Origin of the sequence: Oryzomonas rubra (assembly GCF_008369015.1) — a bacterium.
Lineage (GTDB): Bacteria > Desulfobacterota > Desulfuromonadia > Geobacterales > Pseudopelobacteraceae > Oryzomonas > Oryzomonas japonica.
Genome location: NZ_SRSD01000012.1, coordinates 52427 through 70189, shown reverse-complemented (window position 1 = coordinate 70189; position 17763 = coordinate 52427). Strand labels below are relative to the sequence as shown.

Annotated in this window: 19 protein-coding genes and 1 pseudogene; 4 read left to right on the top strand and 16 right to left on the bottom strand. The window is 51.7% G+C overall.

The annotated features are described in order from the left end of the window. Positions 1–182: 182 nt before the first annotated feature. From ET418_RS18270 to ET418_RS17195, 3 genes are all read right to left on the bottom strand, one after another. The gene (locus ET418_RS18270) at positions 183–344 is read right to left on the bottom strand and encodes a hypothetical protein (protein ID WP_188055672.1); all 162 of its coding nucleotides are present in this window, start codon (positions 342–344) and stop codon (positions 183–185) included. A gap of 2 nt (positions 345–346) precedes the next feature. Further along, positions 347–877: a phospholipase D family nuclease gene (locus tag ET418_RS17200; protein ID WP_246153144.1), complete on the bottom strand. Its 531-nt coding sequence runs from the start codon at positions 875–877 to the stop codon at positions 347–349. A gap of 358 nt (positions 878–1235) precedes the next feature. After that, complete coding sequence (locus tag ET418_RS17195; protein ID WP_149309746.1) at positions 1236–1874, bottom strand: DUF4136 domain-containing protein; 639 nt, start codon at positions 1872–1874, stop codon at positions 1236–1238. 203 nt (positions 1875–2077) lie between these two features. Here ET418_RS17195 and ET418_RS17190 point away from each other — a divergent pair, with 203 nt between their 5' ends. The 3 genes from ET418_RS17190 (at position 2078) to ET418_RS17180 (ending at position 4686) form a co-directional block, all read left to right on the top strand. Continuing rightward, complete coding sequence (locus ET418_RS17190; RefSeq protein ID WP_149309744.1) at positions 2078–3625, top strand: recombinase family protein; 1548 nt, start codon at positions 2078–2080, stop codon at positions 3623–3625. A gap of 234 nt (positions 3626–3859) precedes the next feature. After that, positions 3860–4150 carry an integration host factor subunit alpha gene (locus ET418_RS17185; protein WP_149309743.1) on the top strand — a complete coding sequence of 97 codons (291 nt, stop codon included), beginning with the start codon at positions 3860–3862 and terminating at the stop codon, positions 4148–4150. Further along, entirely contained in the window at positions 4150–4686 is a 537-nt protein-coding gene (locus tag ET418_RS17180) for a Ros/MucR family transcriptional regulator (protein WP_149309741.1), read from the top strand. The genes ET418_RS17185 and ET418_RS17180 overlap by 1 nt, the downstream gene beginning before the upstream one ends. 51 nt (positions 4687–4737) lie before the next feature. On the opposite strand, the gene ET418_RS17175 is transcribed toward ET418_RS17180, so the two are convergent. From ET418_RS17175 to ET418_RS17155, 5 genes are all read right to left on the bottom strand, one after another. Beyond that, positions 4738–5301, bottom strand: a complete 564-nt coding sequence (locus ET418_RS17175) for a 5' nucleotidase, NT5C type (RefSeq protein ID WP_149309739.1) — start codon at positions 5299–5301, stop codon at positions 4738–4740. After that, positions 5298–6083 (bottom strand): metallophosphoesterase family protein, encoded by a 786-nt coding sequence (locus tag ET418_RS17170; RefSeq protein WP_149309737.1) that lies wholly within the window; start codon positions 6081–6083, stop codon positions 5298–5300. The genes ET418_RS17175 and ET418_RS17170 overlap by 4 nt, the downstream gene beginning before the upstream one ends. Continuing rightward, positions 6080–6313: a hypothetical protein gene (locus ET418_RS17165; protein WP_149309735.1), complete on the bottom strand. Its 234-nt coding sequence runs from the start codon at positions 6311–6313 to the stop codon at positions 6080–6082. The genes ET418_RS17170 and ET418_RS17165 overlap by 4 nt, the downstream gene beginning before the upstream one ends. Before the next feature lie 291 nt (positions 6314–6604). Further along, the gene (locus ET418_RS17160) at positions 6605–7054 is read right to left on the bottom strand and encodes a hypothetical protein (RefSeq protein WP_149309733.1); all 450 of its coding nucleotides are present in this window, start codon (positions 7052–7054) and stop codon (positions 6605–6607) included. 52 nt (positions 7055–7106) lie between these two features. Beyond that, positions 7107–7487, bottom strand: coding sequence for a hypothetical protein (locus tag ET418_RS17155; protein WP_149309731.1), 381 nt, complete (start codon positions 7485–7487; stop codon positions 7107–7109). A gap of 132 nt (positions 7488–7619) precedes the next feature. Between ET418_RS17155 and ET418_RS18495 the strand changes: the two genes are divergently transcribed. Next, on the top strand, positions 7620–7964 hold the full coding sequence (locus ET418_RS18495) for a helix-turn-helix domain-containing protein (protein ID WP_149309729.1): 345 nt from the start codon (positions 7620–7622) through the stop codon (positions 7962–7964). A gap of 38 nt (positions 7965–8002) precedes the next feature. On the opposite strand, the pseudogene ET418_RS18490 reads toward ET418_RS18495, so the two are convergent. From ET418_RS18490 to ET418_RS17110, 8 genes and pseudogenes are all read right to left on the bottom strand, one after another. Further along, positions 8003–8223: pseudogene (locus ET418_RS18490) on the bottom strand (IS3 family transposase); the annotation flags it as partial. A gap of 318 nt (positions 8224–8541) precedes the next feature. Next, positions 8542–9174 (bottom strand): NAD(P)H-dependent oxidoreductase, encoded by a 633-nt coding sequence (locus ET418_RS17140; RefSeq protein WP_149309725.1) that lies wholly within the window; start codon positions 9172–9174, stop codon positions 8542–8544. Between the two features lie 33 nt (positions 9175–9207). Beyond that, positions 9208–10194: a SphA family protein gene (locus ET418_RS17135; protein WP_149309723.1), complete on the bottom strand. Its 987-nt coding sequence runs from the start codon at positions 10192–10194 to the stop codon at positions 9208–9210. Positions 10195–10593: 399 nt separating this feature from the next. Then, positions 10594–11151 (bottom strand): TetR/AcrR family transcriptional regulator, encoded by a 558-nt coding sequence (locus ET418_RS17130; RefSeq protein WP_188055670.1) that lies wholly within the window; start codon positions 11149–11151, stop codon positions 10594–10596. Positions 11152–11467: 316 nt separating this feature from the next. Then, positions 11468–13135 (bottom strand): glycosyltransferase family 39 protein, encoded by a 1668-nt coding sequence (locus ET418_RS17125; protein ID WP_246153143.1) that lies wholly within the window; start codon positions 13133–13135, stop codon positions 11468–11470. Between the two features lie 340 nt (positions 13136–13475). Continuing rightward, complete coding sequence (locus ET418_RS17120; RefSeq protein ID WP_149309717.1) at positions 13476–14564, bottom strand: HlyD family secretion protein; 1089 nt, start codon at positions 14562–14564, stop codon at positions 13476–13478. Positions 14565–14568: 4 nt separating this feature from the next. Further along, on the bottom strand, positions 14569–16143 hold the full coding sequence (locus ET418_RS17115) for an MFS transporter (RefSeq protein ID WP_149309715.1): 1575 nt from the start codon (positions 16141–16143) through the stop codon (positions 14569–14571). After that, positions 16140–17717 carry an efflux transporter outer membrane subunit gene (locus ET418_RS17110; protein WP_246153142.1) on the bottom strand — a complete coding sequence of 526 codons (1578 nt, stop codon included), beginning with the start codon at positions 17715–17717 and terminating at the stop codon, positions 16140–16142. Before ET418_RS17110 ends, ET418_RS17115 begins: the two co-directional genes overlap by 4 nt. Between the last annotated feature and the right edge of the window lie 46 nt (positions 17718–17763).

Below are 17763 nucleotides of genomic sequence, written 5' to 3'. Positions count from 1 at the left end.
ATGTCCTGCCGGATTTCCGCGATACGCCGGCCATAATGGGACTCGATAAGTGTGCTAATCAACGCTTCGGGCGTAGCACAAAGTTTTTTTCTCCCGGCCGTTTCAGGGACCGGCGTGCAGAATAGCTCCCGGATCGCAGTGAGCTGTTCCGGTGAAAGCGACGGGTGAACCTGCCGCACATGTCAGTGTTTCACCTTTAGACGTTTTAGCTCTTCCAGAAACTCTCCCCTGGTGATCAGCCCTTTCCGTTCCATGATGTTGAACATGGCCGTGATCTCGAAGCTGTTGGAAATTACCACCTCTTCTAGGGACACGGTTTCCTGTTGATCTAGTTTTTCTGCCATGGTTACCTCGTGTAAGGGGTGGCGTGGGTTTTGTGGGTCTCGTAGTTGTACAGGTATTTCTCCACCAGTGGTTTGTTACCCTTGATGATCAGGAGGTTTTCGGCGTTCTTCTCTTCTGCCGCCTTGGTGAAGTTGAAGCTGCCGGTAATCAGGGTGGCACGGTCGATGATCATGATCTTGTTATGGGCAATAGCGTGTTCGGCGTCGATCAGCACCGGGATGCCCACATTGACGAGAAAGGTGGCGGCGGTGTATCTGGCGGTAGCGTTGCTCTTGTCCAAAATGGCCTCGATCCTGACGCCCCGCTTCCGGGCGTCAACGATGGCCTTGGCAATGGGTTTGGAGGTGAAGCTGTAGGCCTGCACCAGGATCTCCGTCCTGGCCTTGCCGATCTCATTGACCACGGCCTCGGTGACGCCGCCTTGTGGTGAGAAGAAGGCCTCCACCGTACCGGTGGCTGGCAGAGGTGCGGCTGAGGCGGATACGGCTATGAACATGATGACAAGCACGAAAGCAATGATTGGGTTCTTCACCTGTTCCTCCTGGTGGATGATGCGGAAAATGTACAACAACTCTGATCGGCATGAAAGCCAGCAAAAACCACACTAGAACAGCCTTTGTCGTCTGTCACCCGTTATCTCTCTCAGGTTTTATAGCAATTTATAGGTGTTTATAGGCGAATCCAGCTATAAATGAGCGGCGACGCCTTTTTCGTGACTGCGAGCACATTCTATTTCATCCCAACGTTCCTGATACCGCTCGGCCGCCAGGCTGGGGAGATGACGAAGGAACCTCTTGTCCTTGCCGGGCAAGAGGCAACTAAGGGGGCAATCGGAGAGCTGCTTCGGTCCTGGTGCCAATGAATGTGGGAGCCTGTCGAGAAAAACATTCCTAGCAGTTCCCTTTCGATTGCACCGTGATGGTACGTACCTTGCCATTCTCGCCAGGGAATTCGGTGAAAAGCGCTTCCAGTATCTCTTCAAAGACACCCGCCATAACACTACATGTGCCGCTGCTCTTTGCCCGGGCCTCGTAGACTTTTACGGCGTGGCCTGCCTTCAGGCTGGCAGCATCCACAATATCCAATGCGATAGCCCTGGTATATATAGCTACTGAACTGTTTATCGAGCCCACAACGCCGTAGGTTGGCATCGAATAGGAAGTACCGCTAAAGGATGTCCCTCCCACTGATCCGTACGAATAGCTGGTGCCACCACCGGTCTGGCCAAAGATCGGTGTCGAAACGTTGGCGTTTTTGCCGGTGTCGATCCCGTATGACACGAATGCGATGAACTGGGCTTCTGACGGATTACTCGCTATACTGTAGCCTTTGTCCGCGAGCTTTTCCTCAAACTTCGTCTTGTAGCGCGCAAATTCTAGTGAACTGTTGACCGCCGCTTCAGCCGCAACTACGGATATGGACCCTCTAATTTTGTAATCTGGTGTGTAAAAGGCTGTTGTCTTGGTGACCACTTCTACACAGCCGAAGAGGAGTAGAGCTACCAGTAGTAAGCCAAGAAGTTTTTTCATGGAATCTCCTTATTGCAGATGTAGCATCATACGTTCCTAATACCACACACCTGCGGGCATTTGAATTATTACTTTATGCAAGAAACAACCACATGCTTGGGTAGGTGGTGACACAGAAGACCGGCGCAACTTCAGACAAACGGAGCGCCTTGCCTCCCTGATGGTATAGTCAGTGTGTAACTATCCCATCAAGAGAGGTGATTATGAAGCAAAGGGCATATTCATACGTACGATTTTCTCGTGCCAGACAAGCCGATGGCGACTCATTACGGCGTCAAATGCGCCTTGCAGTGGAGTATGCAGAGCGGCATGGGCTGGAACTTGATAACAGCCTGACATTCCAAGACCTGGGACTGTCAGCATATCACGGTGCCAATGTAACTGATGGCCGATTAGGTGACTTCCGAAAGGCTGTTGAAAACGGCATGGTCCCGGCCGGCAGTTTCCTCCTTGTTGAAAACTTGGACCGTGTATCTAGGCAATCAGCGAGGCGGGCAGTGCGAACGTTGGAAGATATATGCGAGCTGGGCGTTACCGTAGTAACCCTATTGGACGGCAAGGTGTACACTGCCGAATCATTGGATGGATTTGACTTTATTTTTTCGGTGTTGCTATTCATGCGTGCACATGATGAGAGTGAACTCAAATCAATACGTTCAAAATGCGCTTGGCAAGGCAAACGTGAGCGAATCAGAGACAAACCATTAACAGCCAAATGTCCGTCATGGTTACGCCTAATAGACGGCAAGTTTGAGGTAATACCGGAACGTGCTGCAATTGTACGGCGAATCTTTGACGAGTTTTTGAGTGGACATGGGAAAACAGCTATTTTACAACGGTTAAACCGAGAAGGTGTGCCGGTTATCAGTCGTGCATCTCTATGGAACATGTCGTACATTGCAAGTATTCTATCGAATGGCACGGCTGCCGGGATAATGACACCACATATCTATGAACAGGTAGGGACTAAAATATATCGGGTCCCTCTTGCCCCAATCAAAGGGTATTACCCCGCAGTTATCCCTCAAAAACGCTATGACCGGGTTCAACAAATTTTATCGGTAACAAAACAAGGCCGAAGGCCATACACAAAATGCCAAAACATACTGGCACGCACTGCTAAGTGTTCAATCTGCGGCGCAACAATGGCACGTATAAAGTCGAGACCGCCCAAGCTGCCCTATCTTATATGTCTCAATGCTACAAACGGTATGGACTGCAAGGGCACCAAAATATCTTCCCAAAGACTTGCAAGTGTCTTCTTGAACGTACTACACGAATCCCTGTTCAATTTTCCAGACAAAAATGAACTGGCGACAAGCGTGGCCCAGCGGTTGTTGGATGAGCGGCGGAAGCTAAAAAAACTGAAGGCCGAGCAAGCCTCCATACTTAGGGAGATTGAAGCCGTCGCCAACAGTGATGACACACTTTCCGGTATTCTGACCCGACGATTGCTGAAACGAGGACAGGAGATTAAAACGATAGAGCAGGAAATCTATCGACTAGTAATAGAGCATAAAGAAACTTCACCGAATATGGTCGATGTGATTCGCAAAGAATTTATTGCAGAGATGAATGGCGAATTGCCAAGACCTGAACAGCTGAATTTGTTAATCCGTGCCTTGTTCAGCAGAGTGGAATTGCACATTGAGGCCACGCAAAACGTGCGTTTCGTCGCCAGGTACAAAGCGGGGCCGGTGTTGGAATGTCATTATGATGATTCCTCCTACCAATGGAGGTATTTGGAATGAGCCTTCATAAGGCGTCTTACCGGGTGCTGCTTCGCATCCAACATAATCAAGCCACCGCAAAGAGGGAATAGAGTGCTTTATAATTATGGTTTTCGTAATTGCTTGCAAAATCCTGCCTGTAAAGGTAATCTGACACTACAGTCCCCGGTAAAATCCTCTCCCGACCTCTGAGCCGGTGATGATCCCGGGGTTTTTTTGTATCGAGTTCCCCCGCACTCCAACCAAAGGCACCTTATGTCACTCACCAAAGCAGAACTCGCCCAGACCCTCCACGCACATCTCGGCCTCCACAAAAGCCAGGCGACTGAGCTGCTCGAGGAAACCATGGCCATCATCAAAGCCTCCCTGGAGTCCGGCGAGGACGTGAAGATAGCCGGGTTCGGCAAATTCGAGGTAAAGCAGAAAAATGCGCGCAAGGGTCGGAACCCCCAGACCGGGGAGAGTCTGACCATCGACGGTCGCCGGATCGTGACATTCAAACCCAGCGCTATCCTGCGGGATAAAATCAACGGAGGAAGACAATAATGGCATCACTTGTGGAATTGACCGCCCAGATCGTGGCGGCGCACGCGGGCAGCGCGCAGCTGACCAGTGACGAGCTCATGGCGACGATCGAGAAGGTGCATGCTTCCCTGAAAGTGATCGACAGCGGAGTCGTTGCACCGGAAACGGGCGACGTTCAGTTGAAGCTGTCCCTGAAGCAGGCCTTCAAGAAGGACGAGGTGGTCTGCATGGTCTGCGGCAGAGGGATGAAGACCCTGAAGCGGCACCTGGCAAACGCCCACGGGCTCAAACCGGGCGAGTACCGCAAGCAGTTCGACATACCTTCTTCCCAGCCGCTGGTGGCGAAGGGCTACTCCGAGACCCGGAAGCAGGATGCGTTGGCCAGGGGCTTGGGTGACAACCTAGCAAAGGCCAGGGCGGTGAGAGCTGCGAAGAAGGCGGGCAAGGCCGCTCCAGTACCCGCAGTGAAGGAGAAGGCGGCCGTGCCGACCCAAAAGGCCAAGGCTCCGGTGCCGGCGGTCAGGAAGAAAGCACAAGTACCGGCCAAAACGAAATAGTCACCTCTCACGGCCGTCCGGCAACGGGTGGCTGTTTCATTTTGTACCGGGTCAGGCGGCGTTGAACCGCTCCTGCATTCTCCGTCTCACCTCGTCCTGGTTGGTGCCGTCATACCGGACGACGCTCGGGTGACTGAAGTCGGCGTTGTGGGCGTTGGCTGGCATGATCACCAGGCCGCGGGGGCGATGCTTCAACCAGCTCTCCACGTACTCGGGCCAGTCGTCCACCAGGAGGGCGCCGTACACCATACCCTTGTCGTGGGCTATGGTGACGCCGTCGATATAGTCATCCAAGTGGGTGGCGCACCATTCGACCTTCTCGGACCAGGCGGCGTGTTTCCGCGAGGGGGCCTTGGTGAGAACGGAGATGGAGTAGCCGATCTCCCTGGCGACCTCCAGGACGTCCCAGCCGAGCTTGAATTTGGGGAGGTTGCGGAACCAGCCGCACTGGGAGGTGATGACGTGGCGCCGGGCCTCGAGGTAGGGGATGTCTTGGTAGAGGACCGGTTCCGGTTCATGGGGGGAGGCGATTCGCCGCAGATCCTGCAAAAGCTGGCCGTCATAGTCGGCCAGGGTGCCGTCCAGGTCGAAGAGGGCGATCTTGGGGCGCTTCATGGGGTACCTCGTATGTCGGGGATGAGTGGTCTTACCCTGTCATAATGGCAGACGAATTGCCACTCTTTCCTTTCGACATGGAAGTGGCCGAAGTGCCATTCCCGGAACTCGAGGCCCCGATCAAGAAGTCCCTGCAGCATGGTTTCCGTGGAGTCGGGCGGGCGGTTCCGTCCGCCAAAGGTTGCTCGTTGGCTCTCCGGGCAGGTGTGGCTGATCACGTAGTCTACCTTCCACTCGACTTTGTCCAGGTTCCGGCAGGCGTTCTCGAAGTCCTCCTGGCTGGGAATCTCTTCCGGCCACCAGTCTATGCCCTCGGTCCGGCCCGGGTTCCATTCTTTGCCGCTACCCCAGGCGCCCATCGAGTTTGGTGGATGGATCCACCCGGGCTCTTTGTCGTGGCTCATGGCCCCGCCCATGGCGAGGAAGGTATGGCCTTCGATCTCAAAGATCTCACCACGCTTCAGGTAATAGACGTGGTCCCTGATCTGGTAGGCCTTGCCGCCGTATAAGTCCACTAGGGGAAATTCGCCGCCGAAGAGGCGGGCAAAGTTCTCGTGGTTGCCGTCCACGGCCAGCCAGAGGTAACGCCTGCGCAGTTGGGACTCCAGGAAGAAGTCCTCCCGGCGATGATGCTTCTCGTTGGCGTGGTAGTCGTGGTACCAGAAGCCGCCCAGGTCGCCCAGGCAGATGACGATGTCGCCCCGGTTCCCCTCCTTGAAGCGGGTGGACGAGACGTGCCAGGCGCTGTCGCCGCCGTGGAGATCGCCGGTGAGCCAGATCATTTCTCCGCCACCAGCTCCGCGAGCTTTCGCCTCAACTCTTGCCGGTCAGGCCGACCGTCGGTGCTAGGCCGTTTCTGGTACTCCCGGACAGCCAGCTTGAGTTCTTCCAGTTCTTCTTTCACCTTCTCCAGTTCGCTCATACCAGTTCCTTTGGGTTGCCCGAAACCGGCCACGCAAGTGCAGCCCCGTGCCGAATTCAGGTCGCCATACATATCGCCGATGATAGCCATTCCTGTGTTCAGGAGTAGACTCCCCATCCGCTCTGCCGAGCAGGTCCCATATCGCGGCGCAGCCTTCCGGCGATGCCAGCAGGTCCATGGGGCGTGTGCCGGCGAGGGTGATGCAGGGGGAGCGCAGCTATTCCTTCGCCTTTGCACGGTCACCGAAGAGAGCTTCAGCCCGCTCGAGCACCTGGTCACGGGTAGGTTGTTCGTTTTGTTGTCCGCTCATGTGCCACCCGGTTTTTCAGACGGTGCCACCATCGTGAGGACGGCACCGAATCACTTTCCGCTTGGAACGGCTTACACAAACCATTTCAGAAGGACATCCTTGGTCTTTTCCAATTGTTCCGCTTCCTCTTCAGTCATTTCCCGTGAGGTTGGGTGTTCATCGTCCATGGCCTCGTAAGCCTCGGCGACATAGTTTAAAAGCTGCCTGGAATCTACGATACGGCTGTCCGTGATTTCATTCCGTAGACACCAGAGGCTCCATACATGCAAGCCGTCCGGGCTACCAGTGCCCTGAGGGCCGTGCAGTTGGTAAATGCGACCGCTTCTGGTTTGCCCACGCATCTTGTCGTTGTCGAACCGCACGATTGCCGAAGACACCCTGCCTTCCCGGCCCGCTTGGTTGTAGCCGACGAGGTGGCGGGTCTTTTCGGGCCAGAGTTTCGATGTCACTTCGAAGATCGTCCAGTCGGTCAGGGTTATTTCAGGATTATCATCAATAGATTTTACTTGCCAGACTGGCATCACTAGACTCCTTCCCGTTTTTACGGCTCCCGTCTGCCTCCCATTGAGTTGCCTATGATTCTTTCCAGCACTCAACGATTCTATTTGTGAAGAGACTAGAAAGCGTAGCAGGATTATAATGTATTCCAGCCCGGCGACTGACAATCTCAAGGCCAATTTCGACTCGATACTCAGCTAGGATAAAATACAGGTCATCGAATTTCAGCGACAGGCTTTCCTGACCATGCTTCTCAAATAAAATTTTTAGAACTGCTGCGAGAGAGCATGTGGGTGGGTGTTTTGCACTCTCTTCACCGTGTGCACAATCAAGCGAACTCAGCTCTTCATCAAGGTAATCAATCCAACTATCGGAAAGATTAACTGGAAGACACGCCTCGGCGCCGTGAGCCAATACCTCTTTTTTGAAGGCTTTGAGAACGAAATTTCTATCCACAATCATCTCTCTCTGATTAGCTGATCGGCTAAATATCCTCATACAGATTTATCCAATGAGATGGTGTTAGTCAACAAAATTTAGCCTATCGACTATGTTGGAATGTAGGCATTTTGCTTATGTTGCAACATTATGGATCAACGTGATTTTCAGATGATGGTAGGTCGCCAAGTCAGGATGCATAGGAAATCGCAAGGACTCTCACAAGAGGGACTTGCAGAGCTTGCCGACTTGCATCCGACATACATAAGCAATATCGAACGAGGGAAGGTTGCAGCATCCGCCTATAGCTTCTACAAAATCGCACAAGCGTTGGACATCAAGGTTATTGATTTATTTTGCCTGCTTGACAATGGAAAAACATCGGATACTGAAGACAGCTTAGTGGAAATTGTGAGCAGAATAAAGCAGATGGACAATGTTCAGCGAGGTCTTTATCTTTCTGCAATAAAGGGTATGCTCCCGAAGTATAATTGAATCCCATCAACATCATGAAAACTGACAGATTTTGACAAATAGCGTTTTTCAAACACAATATATGACAGGTCGCCATCATACCCGCGACGCTTGATCTGATTGTAAAATATTCGATGTAATCGAATATATCCCACCTAACCTTTTCCCAGTTATTGTAGGTCTTGCGTTTGGTCCGTTCGCGTTTGAGCAGTTGAAAGAAACTTTCGGCAACAGCATTGCCGTAGCAATTGATACGACGGTTCATGCTACAGACCAGGTTACAAGGGGTTCATAGCCACAGATTTAAAATATGACTGCACCAAATGTTGGCTGCTCAATCAAATAAATAAATTCGAGTTTGGTCAAAGGAGATAATCTATAAGGTGAGCAGAGAGGTCTAGGGGGATTAAAGACATCATTCAGCCCGAACCAATGCGCGGCGGAGGTATCACCCCGCTGCAAGCAGCGGGGGTATCTACAACCTCATTTGGTTTTTCAATCCAAGGAATTGGGAATCGTAACACACAGAGATTCAAAAATAATATCAGGGCCATCATGGATTCAGCAGATCTGAATCTCGGATACTATCTCCAGTTTTTTAAAATGTAGCTGCGGCAAGCCGACAAGCATCACAACCTTTTTTCATTATATCTTCGGCCATATGGGGAAAAGCATCTGCACCTTCAACGACTATTGACTGAAAGTGCTCAATACCCATGAAGGCCATCAACGATTTCAAATAGGGAACCGAATGGTCCTCTTCCTTGCCAAAATGGAAACCGCCACTTGAATGGATATGCAGACATTTTTTACCCATCCCATTCAACAGCCCAACTGGTCCTTTTTCCGTATAGACAAAGCTTTTGCCAACAACACAAACGGAATCGAGGTACATCTTCATTTCCGCAGGGAAACTGAGATTCCACATGGGAGTTACGAAAACGTATTTGTCAGCGGCAATAAACTGGTCGGCCGTGCTGTTAATACGCAAAATCTTTCTCTGTTCGTCCTCGGTAAGAGCGGCGAAACTGCTTCCATCGCGCAGCTTCCCCCACCCGATCAGCACATCCGAGTCGATCCGCTGAATCGGATCGCGATAGAGGTCAAGAAAATACACTTCGTCATCAGGGTGATGTCTGAGGTATTCGTCCAGAAATTCCTTGCCGACTGATAGGCTGCGCGAGATTTCTGTGTTCTTGAGGTTGCAGGTAACGTAGAGTAGTCTAGCCATGGTATTCTCCTTTTTTTGTCTAGTGGCTCCCGCCTAAAACGTCTTGGTGAGGCGGAAAACGACCTTGGTTCCTTCCGGGCGGTTTTCCGCTCCGGTTTCGAAATAACTGTTGAGATAGAGGGAGACCCCGCCGCTTCGATTGTCCAACTTGATTCCCGGCCCAATGCCAAAAACGCGTTCTTCCGAATCGGCCTGGCTGCGACCATCGATCTTGTCCTTGGTGAACTGCTGCAGGACGTACCCGTTAACCCCCAATCGCACCCCCTTGAGGAGCTCGTAAGAGGCGGAATAGTTGGCGTGGAATGCCTGGCCTGGCTGGACGGTCCCTGCCTCCATCCCGACAAACGGCTTGTCATTCTCCGAGTTCCAGAGGTAGTGGATTCGGGCGCTCAGTTCAAGCTTGTCAGTCGGCAGGACTGTGAACGCATAATAAGGGTTGATGATGACCATATTGTTCCCGGTGTTTGCCAACCGGTTGCGGTCGTATTCTCCTGTCGGAACCGTAACGTCAAATCCGAAACGGTGGAATAGCGGCATGCCGAAGAGCTTGTGATCGGTCCACTGGAGAACAAGGGGGCCGACAATCAGGTCTCCAACTCCCCGTTCACGGTCTCGGGGGCCAAAGCTTGCGTCTAGATCCACATCCGCAACGGGCAGAAGGATTTCAACTCCATAATATCCGCCGAGCAGCCGAAATTTCGAGAGGTAGGCAATATGTGTGGTAGCATTGACCGTGGTGACCTTGTTTGAGCCGGGAATCTTACTCCCCTCGTGATCGTTGAACTGTCCTGCATGGTAATAGCCGATAGTTTCTTCCACCAGCCACCCAGGGAAGGCAATACCGTCCTCAAAGCTTGTGAAACCAAGGTTTACAGGCGGCAGGGGAATGTCGGCCGCCATTACACCTCCGGCGCAAATGAGCAGCCCTACTACGACAATAACGGCAAGAATCTTCTTGGCCGCCGCATTGTGACTTGCTTTCCAGGAAGACGTTTCCCCTGTCATTCTAATTTCTTCCATATGTTCCCCTTTTTTGCGACAACAAGCATATGTTGCTGAAAGCGGAAGCGGCCTCTTGGACACCTACCGACAATTCCAAAACAGTCTTTAGCGATATTTATGCCAAAAAATATAGTTTATAAAATCAATATGATACAATTTTAAGTCCCCCCAAAAACCAAATACCGTAAGATTCCAGTTTAGATATTTGTGCAATATGACAAATCACCAAATATCGCAATACCGAGTGTTTACCGTTAGGAGTCACATTCGGGGGAGCACCAAAAGTGGTGCAGAATCGTAGTTACTAGGAGACTGGAAGGGGCGAAGATTCCTTCTGGACAAGCTTCGAAATAGATGTTGAGAAGAGCAACGGCCTGCCGCAGATCAACTTGCCTCACTCCAATATTGAGTTTGCCATTATCGCCGGACGGCATCCCAACAGCCTTCAATCGTCCGCGTGATGATGGCGGTATCCAACACAATGTCACACATAATGTGGTTGCGACAGATGGTTGTCAGTGGCCCCATGGTCAGGGCAATGATGACCTGCCGAGGTAGTTCCTTGAATACCTGTTCTCGCCGGCCCTCATCAATAAGTTCCAAAAGAATATTTTTGATTTCCTTGTCAAAAGCCTTGTCGTTGTGGGAAGCAGCTCCATAAGGGGAGCAGTGAAACTGCTCCATAAAGCGGAATTCCATTGGTTTGGCAATGAAATAGTCGACCAGTTTCAGACCGACATGCAGGAAACGTTCGCGAATTGGTCGCCCTTCGGGATAGCCTGCCATGACTGACGCTAAAATCTGTCCATTAAGGAAGGCATAGGTCTTGAGAATCAAGTCGTCCTTGCTTTCGAAATGGCGGTAAATTGAGCCGACAGAAATGCAGGCCTTATGGACGATCATTGCAGTAGTCGCACCTTGAAAGCCGCCATCTGATGTTAATTCGACTACTGCATGAATGATCGTTTCTTTCATGTCCCGCCGTATCATTGTGTGTTCTCCCAAAGCAAAAATTGCCAAGCCCCAGATGTACTTTGTTAGAGTGTCCCATTTCTTTCATGTTCAAGAATGCTGCAAAGAGTCGTTCTTACTTGCTCAGCAGTCGCGGTCCTGCTAATTGTTCGATTGTTTATTGATAAAGCAGCGGCACATCACAAAAATCCCTGTAAACCCAACCAGAAAAGTTAAATTGCAAAAGCGATCCATACCGTATTCATTGGTCTTTCTCCCTTCTATTAGCTGAGCCTGGGGCCTTCCCATATTTGTGATATCTGCCATTTTAATTTTTGATCTATTGCTGAATTTGCTCTTTTAAACCTTCCACTACACTCCCGTTGTAGATCAGCATTTTTTTACCTTTCGAGCCCAGGACTGAAGCCGGAGGGGAAAGCCGGGGCGAAATCCGTTCGTAGTCCGCTCGCTTAAGCAGCGCCACGACCGGTCGCCCCCCCTGCCACAGCCTCTCGAAACCGGCTTCGTCGATAAACCAGGCCGTCTGGTAACCCTGCCTGCTCCCGAAATCCAGTTCGCCCCTGTCACCCACGACCATCACCCGTTTGCCGGTATAAAATGGCAGCGATTGCTCGTAGCCGAACGAGACGAGACATCCGCCGCTAGATAGGGCTTGCCGGCCAAGCACTGAGAGTTCCTTAGAGGATTTTTTGTATTCGATCCCTCCCATGAAGGCCTGGACTCCCAGAGTTTCCAGAAAATAGGAACCGAGACAGAGGCCGGCGAACAGAAGCAACAGCTTCATTTTTCGGCCGGTCAGCCAGACCGTCGCTCCCATAGCCAGCGATAGGCATGCGACGACAATACCCCATGTCGGCGCGAGGATCGGCTGCTTCGTTACTAGCGAGCTACCAGGCCGCGCCAGTCCAGATCCCGTAAGAAACGGAGCAAGTTCCCGCGCATGGGGATAGAGGATCGCCAGGACGGCCGACACGACCAGAAGCACGGACAACAAGGCGTTTTCCGGTCCAAACTTCTCCTGCTGGTCGCTGTCCAGTAGATCGGAGAACATCTTTCCCATCAAAAGGGCTAAGGGCGGGAATATAGGGAGAATGTACGGAACCAGCTTTGAGTGCGAAGCCGAGAAAAATAAAAAGATGAATCCTGCCCAAATCAACAGGAAAACATGGCGTTCTCCATTCTTATGCCGCCGCTCGCGCCAAGCCCGCGTGATAGCTCGTATGGCGTAAACGGACCAGGGAAACATGGTGGCCAATAACACCGGAAGAAAAAACCAAGGTGGTTGATATCGGCCGTGCACCTTAGTGAAGTAACGCTCAAAATGCTCATGGATAAAGAAAAAGCGGGCAAAATCAGGGTTGCGCAGCGATACCAACACAAACCATGGGACCGTGACAGCCAAAAAAAGTGCAATACCGCCGACCAAACGCATTTCTCTCAACAGATACCAGCGTCGGGTCATTGCCATGTAGACAACAATGATGCCAGCAGGGAAGACGAGCCCGATCAGCCCCTTGGTAAGCACGGCCAGAGCAGAGAACAGGTAGAATAGATAGTAGTAACGCCCTTTGCGCTCCTCATTACCAACGGTTGCGATAATAAAACTGCAAAGAGCAGTAGTCAGCCAGAAGGCCAATGTCATGTCAGTCAGGTTTATGCGGGACTGGGCGAGGAATCCAGTTGATGTGCCGAGGATCAACGCAGAAAATAGTCCTTCTCGTCTGCCGAACAGTTTACGCCCCACCTGATATACCAGCAGTACAGCCAATAATCCCGCCAGTGCACCAGCAAAGCGGGCAGCAAACTCGTTTAGTCCGAAGAGCTTGAAGGAAAAGGCGGTCAGCCAATAATGCAGAGGTGGCTTCTCGAAGTAGGCGACATAGTTTAGCGTCGGGGTGATAAAATCGCCTTTTTCCAGCATTTCACGCGGAATCTCAGCGTATCGGCCCTCATCCGGTTCAATGAGGCCGTAACGTCCTAGGAACATGAAAAACGCACTTCCAAAGAATACGGTCAATACGCAAAGGTCCCGTAGAATGGGATACTCTCGTTTGAATAAATAGGATTGTATAGTTTTCATAATGTTAACTATTGTCTGTGGTTAAATTGGACATATGACTTCCAATGCGACGACAAGTCCCCTCCCCTTCACGTAGCGAAGCAACGTCGGCTGCAAGCATTTGACAGGCTTGTCACGGCTTTCTACAATCACGAACCGGCCCTTGTGCTGCGTACAGTTCATAGTTCCGTCGCGACGCTGACGAGTTAATTGTCGTAATTGTTCGTGGTGGCGGATTCGAGCATTACCCATCCGTGCGGCATATCATTCAATGCGATGACAAGTACCCCTTAACATTCTCGGCTTTTGTCGTTCGACCAGGTTCGCTTTTTGTGCTGATTGTGGGCTGCGCTGACATACCAACACGTAACTTGTTGCTATAGGGCTGGGCCGGGTCGATACTGATGCGAACCGGAATGCGCTGAACAATTTTGGTGAAGTTTCCTGTCGCGTTTTGCGGTGCTACGGGGGCAAAAGCTGCTCCACTGGCTGGCGATACGCTCTCAACGTGCCCTTTGACAATCACTCCAGGTAACGAATCAACCTTGATCTGCGCTGCTTGTCCCGGATGAATATTAGCAAGTTGTGTTTCGCGAAAGTTAGCTTCCACATACACCTTTTCAAGCGGCACCACGGCGAGCAACGGCGAGCCAACATTGACAAAAGCACCTTGACGCACGGAGCGGCGTGCCACCGTACCATTGATCGGAGCGATAATTTTAGTATACGAAAGGTTGAGTTCAGCAACCGCCTGTGCGGCCTTCGCCCGATCCAGCGAGCTCTCCGCTTTTTTCAGATCAGCTCCGAGTATTGATATTTGCAATCGTGCCGCTTCCACCCCGGCCTTGTCGCGATCCAACGCGGCCTTATGTACCAACAATTGAGCATCTGCATTCTGAGCTTCCTGGCGAGTACCCGAACCATCGGCTGACAAATTGCGATAACGCTCGGCATTGGCTTTAGCCAGAGCTATCGAAGCTTCATCAGACCTCACAGCGGCCTGAGCCTGCTGTATAGTTGCTGCTTGTCGCTTAATGGTCGCTTTCAGGCTTTCAGTGGCGGCCTGCGCTGATGCTGTCTCAGCTTGTGCACTCTGTACCGCAACCCGCAAATCGCGATCATCTATCTCCGCTAGCAATTGACCAGCCTTTACGGTTTCGTCATCGCTAACCAGCACACGTGCAATCTGCCCATTAACCCGCGGGGCTACCAGCGTAAAGTCCGCTCGCACGTATGCATCATCAGTGGATTGTTGATTCGCATCAGATTGATGATGCGTAAGAAGATAAATGCCTCCTCCGAGTACGGACACAAGAACGAGGCCGGTGATGATTTTTGCTGTTTTTGGAAGTGCCATTGTCTTATCCTTTGTTTGAAGAATTAATCGGTGCTGCGCTTTGCCGAACTGGCGCTGGTATGTAATTCATGCGTAATACGAAGGGAATAAGCAGCACCGCCAGCACGGCCAGCATCAGATAGCTATCGGCGTTGGCCAGTACAAAAGCCTGCTGTCGAGTACTGTCGTTTAATGCTGCAAGGTTGTCTGGAAATATCGGAATACTGGCTGACATCTGGCCAATACGATCAACGAGCATCTCCGAATGAAAATGTTGCCGCAGGTGGAAAAAATGACCGACCACCGCACCACCGAAGATTACTCCAAAGGCGCGCAACGTATTGATGGTGCCGGCCACAAAGGGGCCTTCCATCGGCTGCACAACGCTGGTTGTCAAAAACAGCAGACCAACCACGGCCATGGCCTGTCCAACGGCCTGCAACACCTGGGTCAGCACGAGTTGTTCGACAATCCAGTTGGATGTTATATGGGTACAGAACAGGCAAGCGACTGCAATCAAAGCGATTCCCGATGCCATCACAATACGGGCGTCTACCCACTTTCGATAAAACAATGCAGCTACCGCCAGCGATAGGACCGGCTGAGGCAGAGCAATGAGCAGTCCGATTGGTGCGCTTTGCTGACTGCGGTAGCCCCATAAAGCTTCAAGATGCATCGCCGGCAATTTTGAACTGGACATCATGACCATCAGAAGGAAAACGAAGACTGAAAACCCCACCCCCAGATTCCGTTTTTGTATAAGCAACTGCGGCTTGATGAAGGGGATCGGGTAATACCACTGGCTGATCAGAAAAACTACTGTCATCGATACACCACCACCAATCAGCCAACAGATCAGATCCGAGCGCCACCAATCCATGCGTTCTCCCTGATCAAGCCCAACAGCAATCATGCATAATCCGAGTACACCGCAGACCATGCCGAACCAATCGGTCTGCTCAAGTCGCTCGGGTCTGGTTGGATCCTGCGGAATACCCCAATAAACCATCACTATCGCCAGCAACCCGAGAGGCAGGTTCTGCCAATAAACCAGACGCCAATCAAACAAAACATCGGTCCAATTACCGGCCAGCCAGAACCCCAGATTAGGCGAGCAAGTGGCCGTCAGGGCATACAGTGACATGCCGTAGAGGCGAATCGGTAAGGGGAAGAAACGTAGCGCAGACAACATCAGAATCGGTATCAGCATGCCCCCTGACAAGCCTTGCAGGCTGCGCAACACCAGCAAGGCTGACAAGTCGTGCACCCAGGGGATGACAAAAGAGATCAGGACAAACAGTCCGGTCATCAGCATATGGAAGCGCCGTAGGGAAATGATCGTAGCCAGCCAGATAGAGAACGGCATGGCGATCAATTCTGCGGCTATATAAACAGTATTAAGCCAACTCCCCTCATCGGCCCCGAGGCCAAGTACTCCGCGGACATCGACCAGCGCCAGCGTGCCGACTCGGTTGCTGAGACCGGCCATCATGGCAGAAATCAGGATGCCAAGAAATCCGGTGAAAACGCGTCCACTGAAGGGTGTCGCAGACGGATTGCTTGGAGGCGTAGGAGTTGGCGTTCCCTGATTCATACTCATTGCAGCTTTCCTCCGGTGGTGTCTGCCTGTGCTGCCCACCCACCTCCAAGCGCCTTGTACAGGTTAACCATGGCTATGGAAATTCGGCTTGTGTTGTCTGCAAGTTCCAACTGACTGGCTAATAACGAGCGTTGCGCGGTCAGTACCATCAGATATTCGGCGGCACCTTGTTCATAGCGCCGTAGCGCAACATCATAAGCTTGTCGGTACTCATTGAAAGCCAGTGCCAGCTGTTCATCACGCCGCTGCACATCAGCATAAGTGCTCAACGCATCATCTACTTCATGCCAGGCATTCAGTACTGTTTGCTGGTACGCAATTGCGGCTTCCTGTTCGCGGGCCTTGGTTAACGCCAGCGAGCCTCTTAACCGCCCTCCCTCAAAAATAGGCAGATACAACGTTGGCCCGACTGAGAACGTGCGCGATGCCCAGTTACCAAAAGTATTAAGGTCCAGCGATTCTAACCCCAGATTACCAACCAGACTAATACGAGGATAAAAATCCGCTTTTGCAGCGCCGATAGCAGCTGTAGCCGCATGCAGGCGTGCTTCGGCTTGAAGGATATCGGGGCGACGGCGTGCAAGTTCAGACGACAATCCGATTGGCACCTGCCGTGGGACGGGTGGAATTTGGTGCGTCGGCATCAATAAGGCATTCAAAGCACGGGGGGGCTCGCCAAGCAATAGCGCAAGTGCATTCATCAGCGCATCACGTTGCTCCTCAAGGCGAGGAACGAGCGCTCTGATTGATGCCAGTTGTGCGCTGGATGCGGCTGACTCAAATTTGGTAGCTACGCCGTTTTTCACGCGGCTGTTCGCCAGCTTTAACGCCTGCTCTGCAATAGCAAGGTTTTGCTGTGTAATGTCCAATTGTGTCTGGACATGGCGTAACTGGATGTACGTGCGTGCAACCTCCGCTGCAATGGATACCCGCACACCTTCTCTTTGAAACGCGTTTGCCAGCATCGATGCCGCCGCAGCTTCGTTGTTCCGCCGGGCATGGCCCCACATGTCGATTTCCCAACTGGCATTAAATCCTGCCCGCATAATATCGTATGGAGCGTCAGGAGCACCCAGTAGCGCCATTTGGCCATTGGCGCTATCTGCTGCACGGGCATACATACCGCCAACTCCGAGATGCGGAAGCCCAGCTGCGTTGGCAATGCTAATTTGCGCACTACTTTGCGCCACACGCGTAGCGGCCAACTGTAGATCAAGATTGCCCTTCTGGGCACGTACTTGCAGTTCACTCAAAATATCGTCATTGAATAACGTCCACCATGATGTTTCCACTGTTCCGGCTACTACTTGGCTTTGCTGTGCATTTTTGTCGGTAGTGGCCTTAAAGAGATCAGCAGGTGGTACAACCTCAGGCCGTTTGAAGTCCGGCCCGACAGCGCAGGCGCTCAACATGCAGAAGCTCATCAATACTGGCAGAATGCGCATATGGCTCATATGCACCGAATATTTTCGTGTGACGTATGATCTTGTGCAAAATCTAGCCTTAGACTCTTCGAAATCATTATTATTTCCAAAACACATGATCTTCCCCAGAAATAGTGTTAAAGGTGCCAACCATACATCATAAGAACAGCACTAAAGTAGACACCTTACATTGAGC

Bases quoted from the DNA above. Each gene is read 5' to 3' on its own strand.
- ET418_RS18495 (WP_149309729.1), top strand. From the start codon at position 7,620: ATGGATCAACGTGATTTTCAGATGATGGTAGGTCGCCAAGTCAGGATG.
- ET418_RS17195 (WP_149309746.1), bottom strand. From the start codon at position 1,874: ATGAAAAAACTTCTTGGCTTACTACTGGTAGCTCTACTCCTCTTCGGC.
- ET418_RS17170 (WP_149309737.1), bottom strand. From the start codon at position 6,083: ATGATCTGGCTCACCGGCGATCTCCACGGCGGCGACAGCGCCTGGCAC.
- ET418_RS17180 (WP_149309741.1), top strand. From the start codon at position 4,150: ATGGCATCACTTGTGGAATTGACCGCCCAGATCGTGGCGGCGCACGCG.
- ET418_RS17130 (WP_188055670.1), bottom strand. From the start codon at position 11,151: ATGAAAGAAACGATCATTCATGCAGTAGTCGAATTAACATCAGATGGC.
- ET418_RS18270 (WP_188055672.1), bottom strand. From the start codon at position 344: ATGGCAGAAAAACTAGATCAACAGGAAACCGTGTCCCTAGAAGAGGTG.
- ET418_RS17135 (WP_149309723.1), bottom strand. From the start codon at position 10,194: ATGGAAGAAATTAGAATGACAGGGGAAACGTCTTCCTGGAAAGCAAGT.
- ET418_RS17125 (WP_246153143.1), bottom strand. From the start codon at position 13,135: ATGTTCCTAGGACGTTACGGCCTCATTGAACCGGATGAGGGCCGATAC.
- ET418_RS17185 (WP_149309743.1), top strand. From the start codon at position 3,860: ATGTCACTCACCAAAGCAGAACTCGCCCAGACCCTCCACGCACATCTC.
- ET418_RS17165 (WP_149309735.1), bottom strand. From the start codon at position 6,313: ATGGCTATCATCGGCGATATGTATGGCGACCTGAATTCGGCACGGGGC.
- ET418_RS17160 (WP_149309733.1), bottom strand. From the start codon at position 7,054: ATGCCAGTCTGGCAAGTAAAATCTATTGATGATAATCCTGAAATAACC.
- ET418_RS17120 (WP_149309717.1), bottom strand. From the start codon at position 14,564: ATGGCACTTCCAAAAACAGCAAAAATCATCACCGGCCTCGTTCTTGTG.
- ET418_RS17115 (WP_149309715.1), bottom strand. From the start codon at position 16,143: ATGAGTATGAATCAGGGAACGCCAACTCCTACGCCTCCAAGCAATCCG.
- ET418_RS17175 (WP_149309739.1), bottom strand. From the start codon at position 5,301: ATGAAGCGCCCCAAGATCGCCCTCTTCGACCTGGACGGCACCCTGGCC.
- ET418_RS17190 (WP_149309744.1), top strand. From the start codon at position 2,078: ATGAAGCAAAGGGCATATTCATACGTACGATTTTCTCGTGCCAGACAA.
- ET418_RS17140 (WP_149309725.1), bottom strand. From the start codon at position 9,174: ATGGCTAGACTACTCTACGTTACCTGCAACCTCAAGAACACAGAAATC.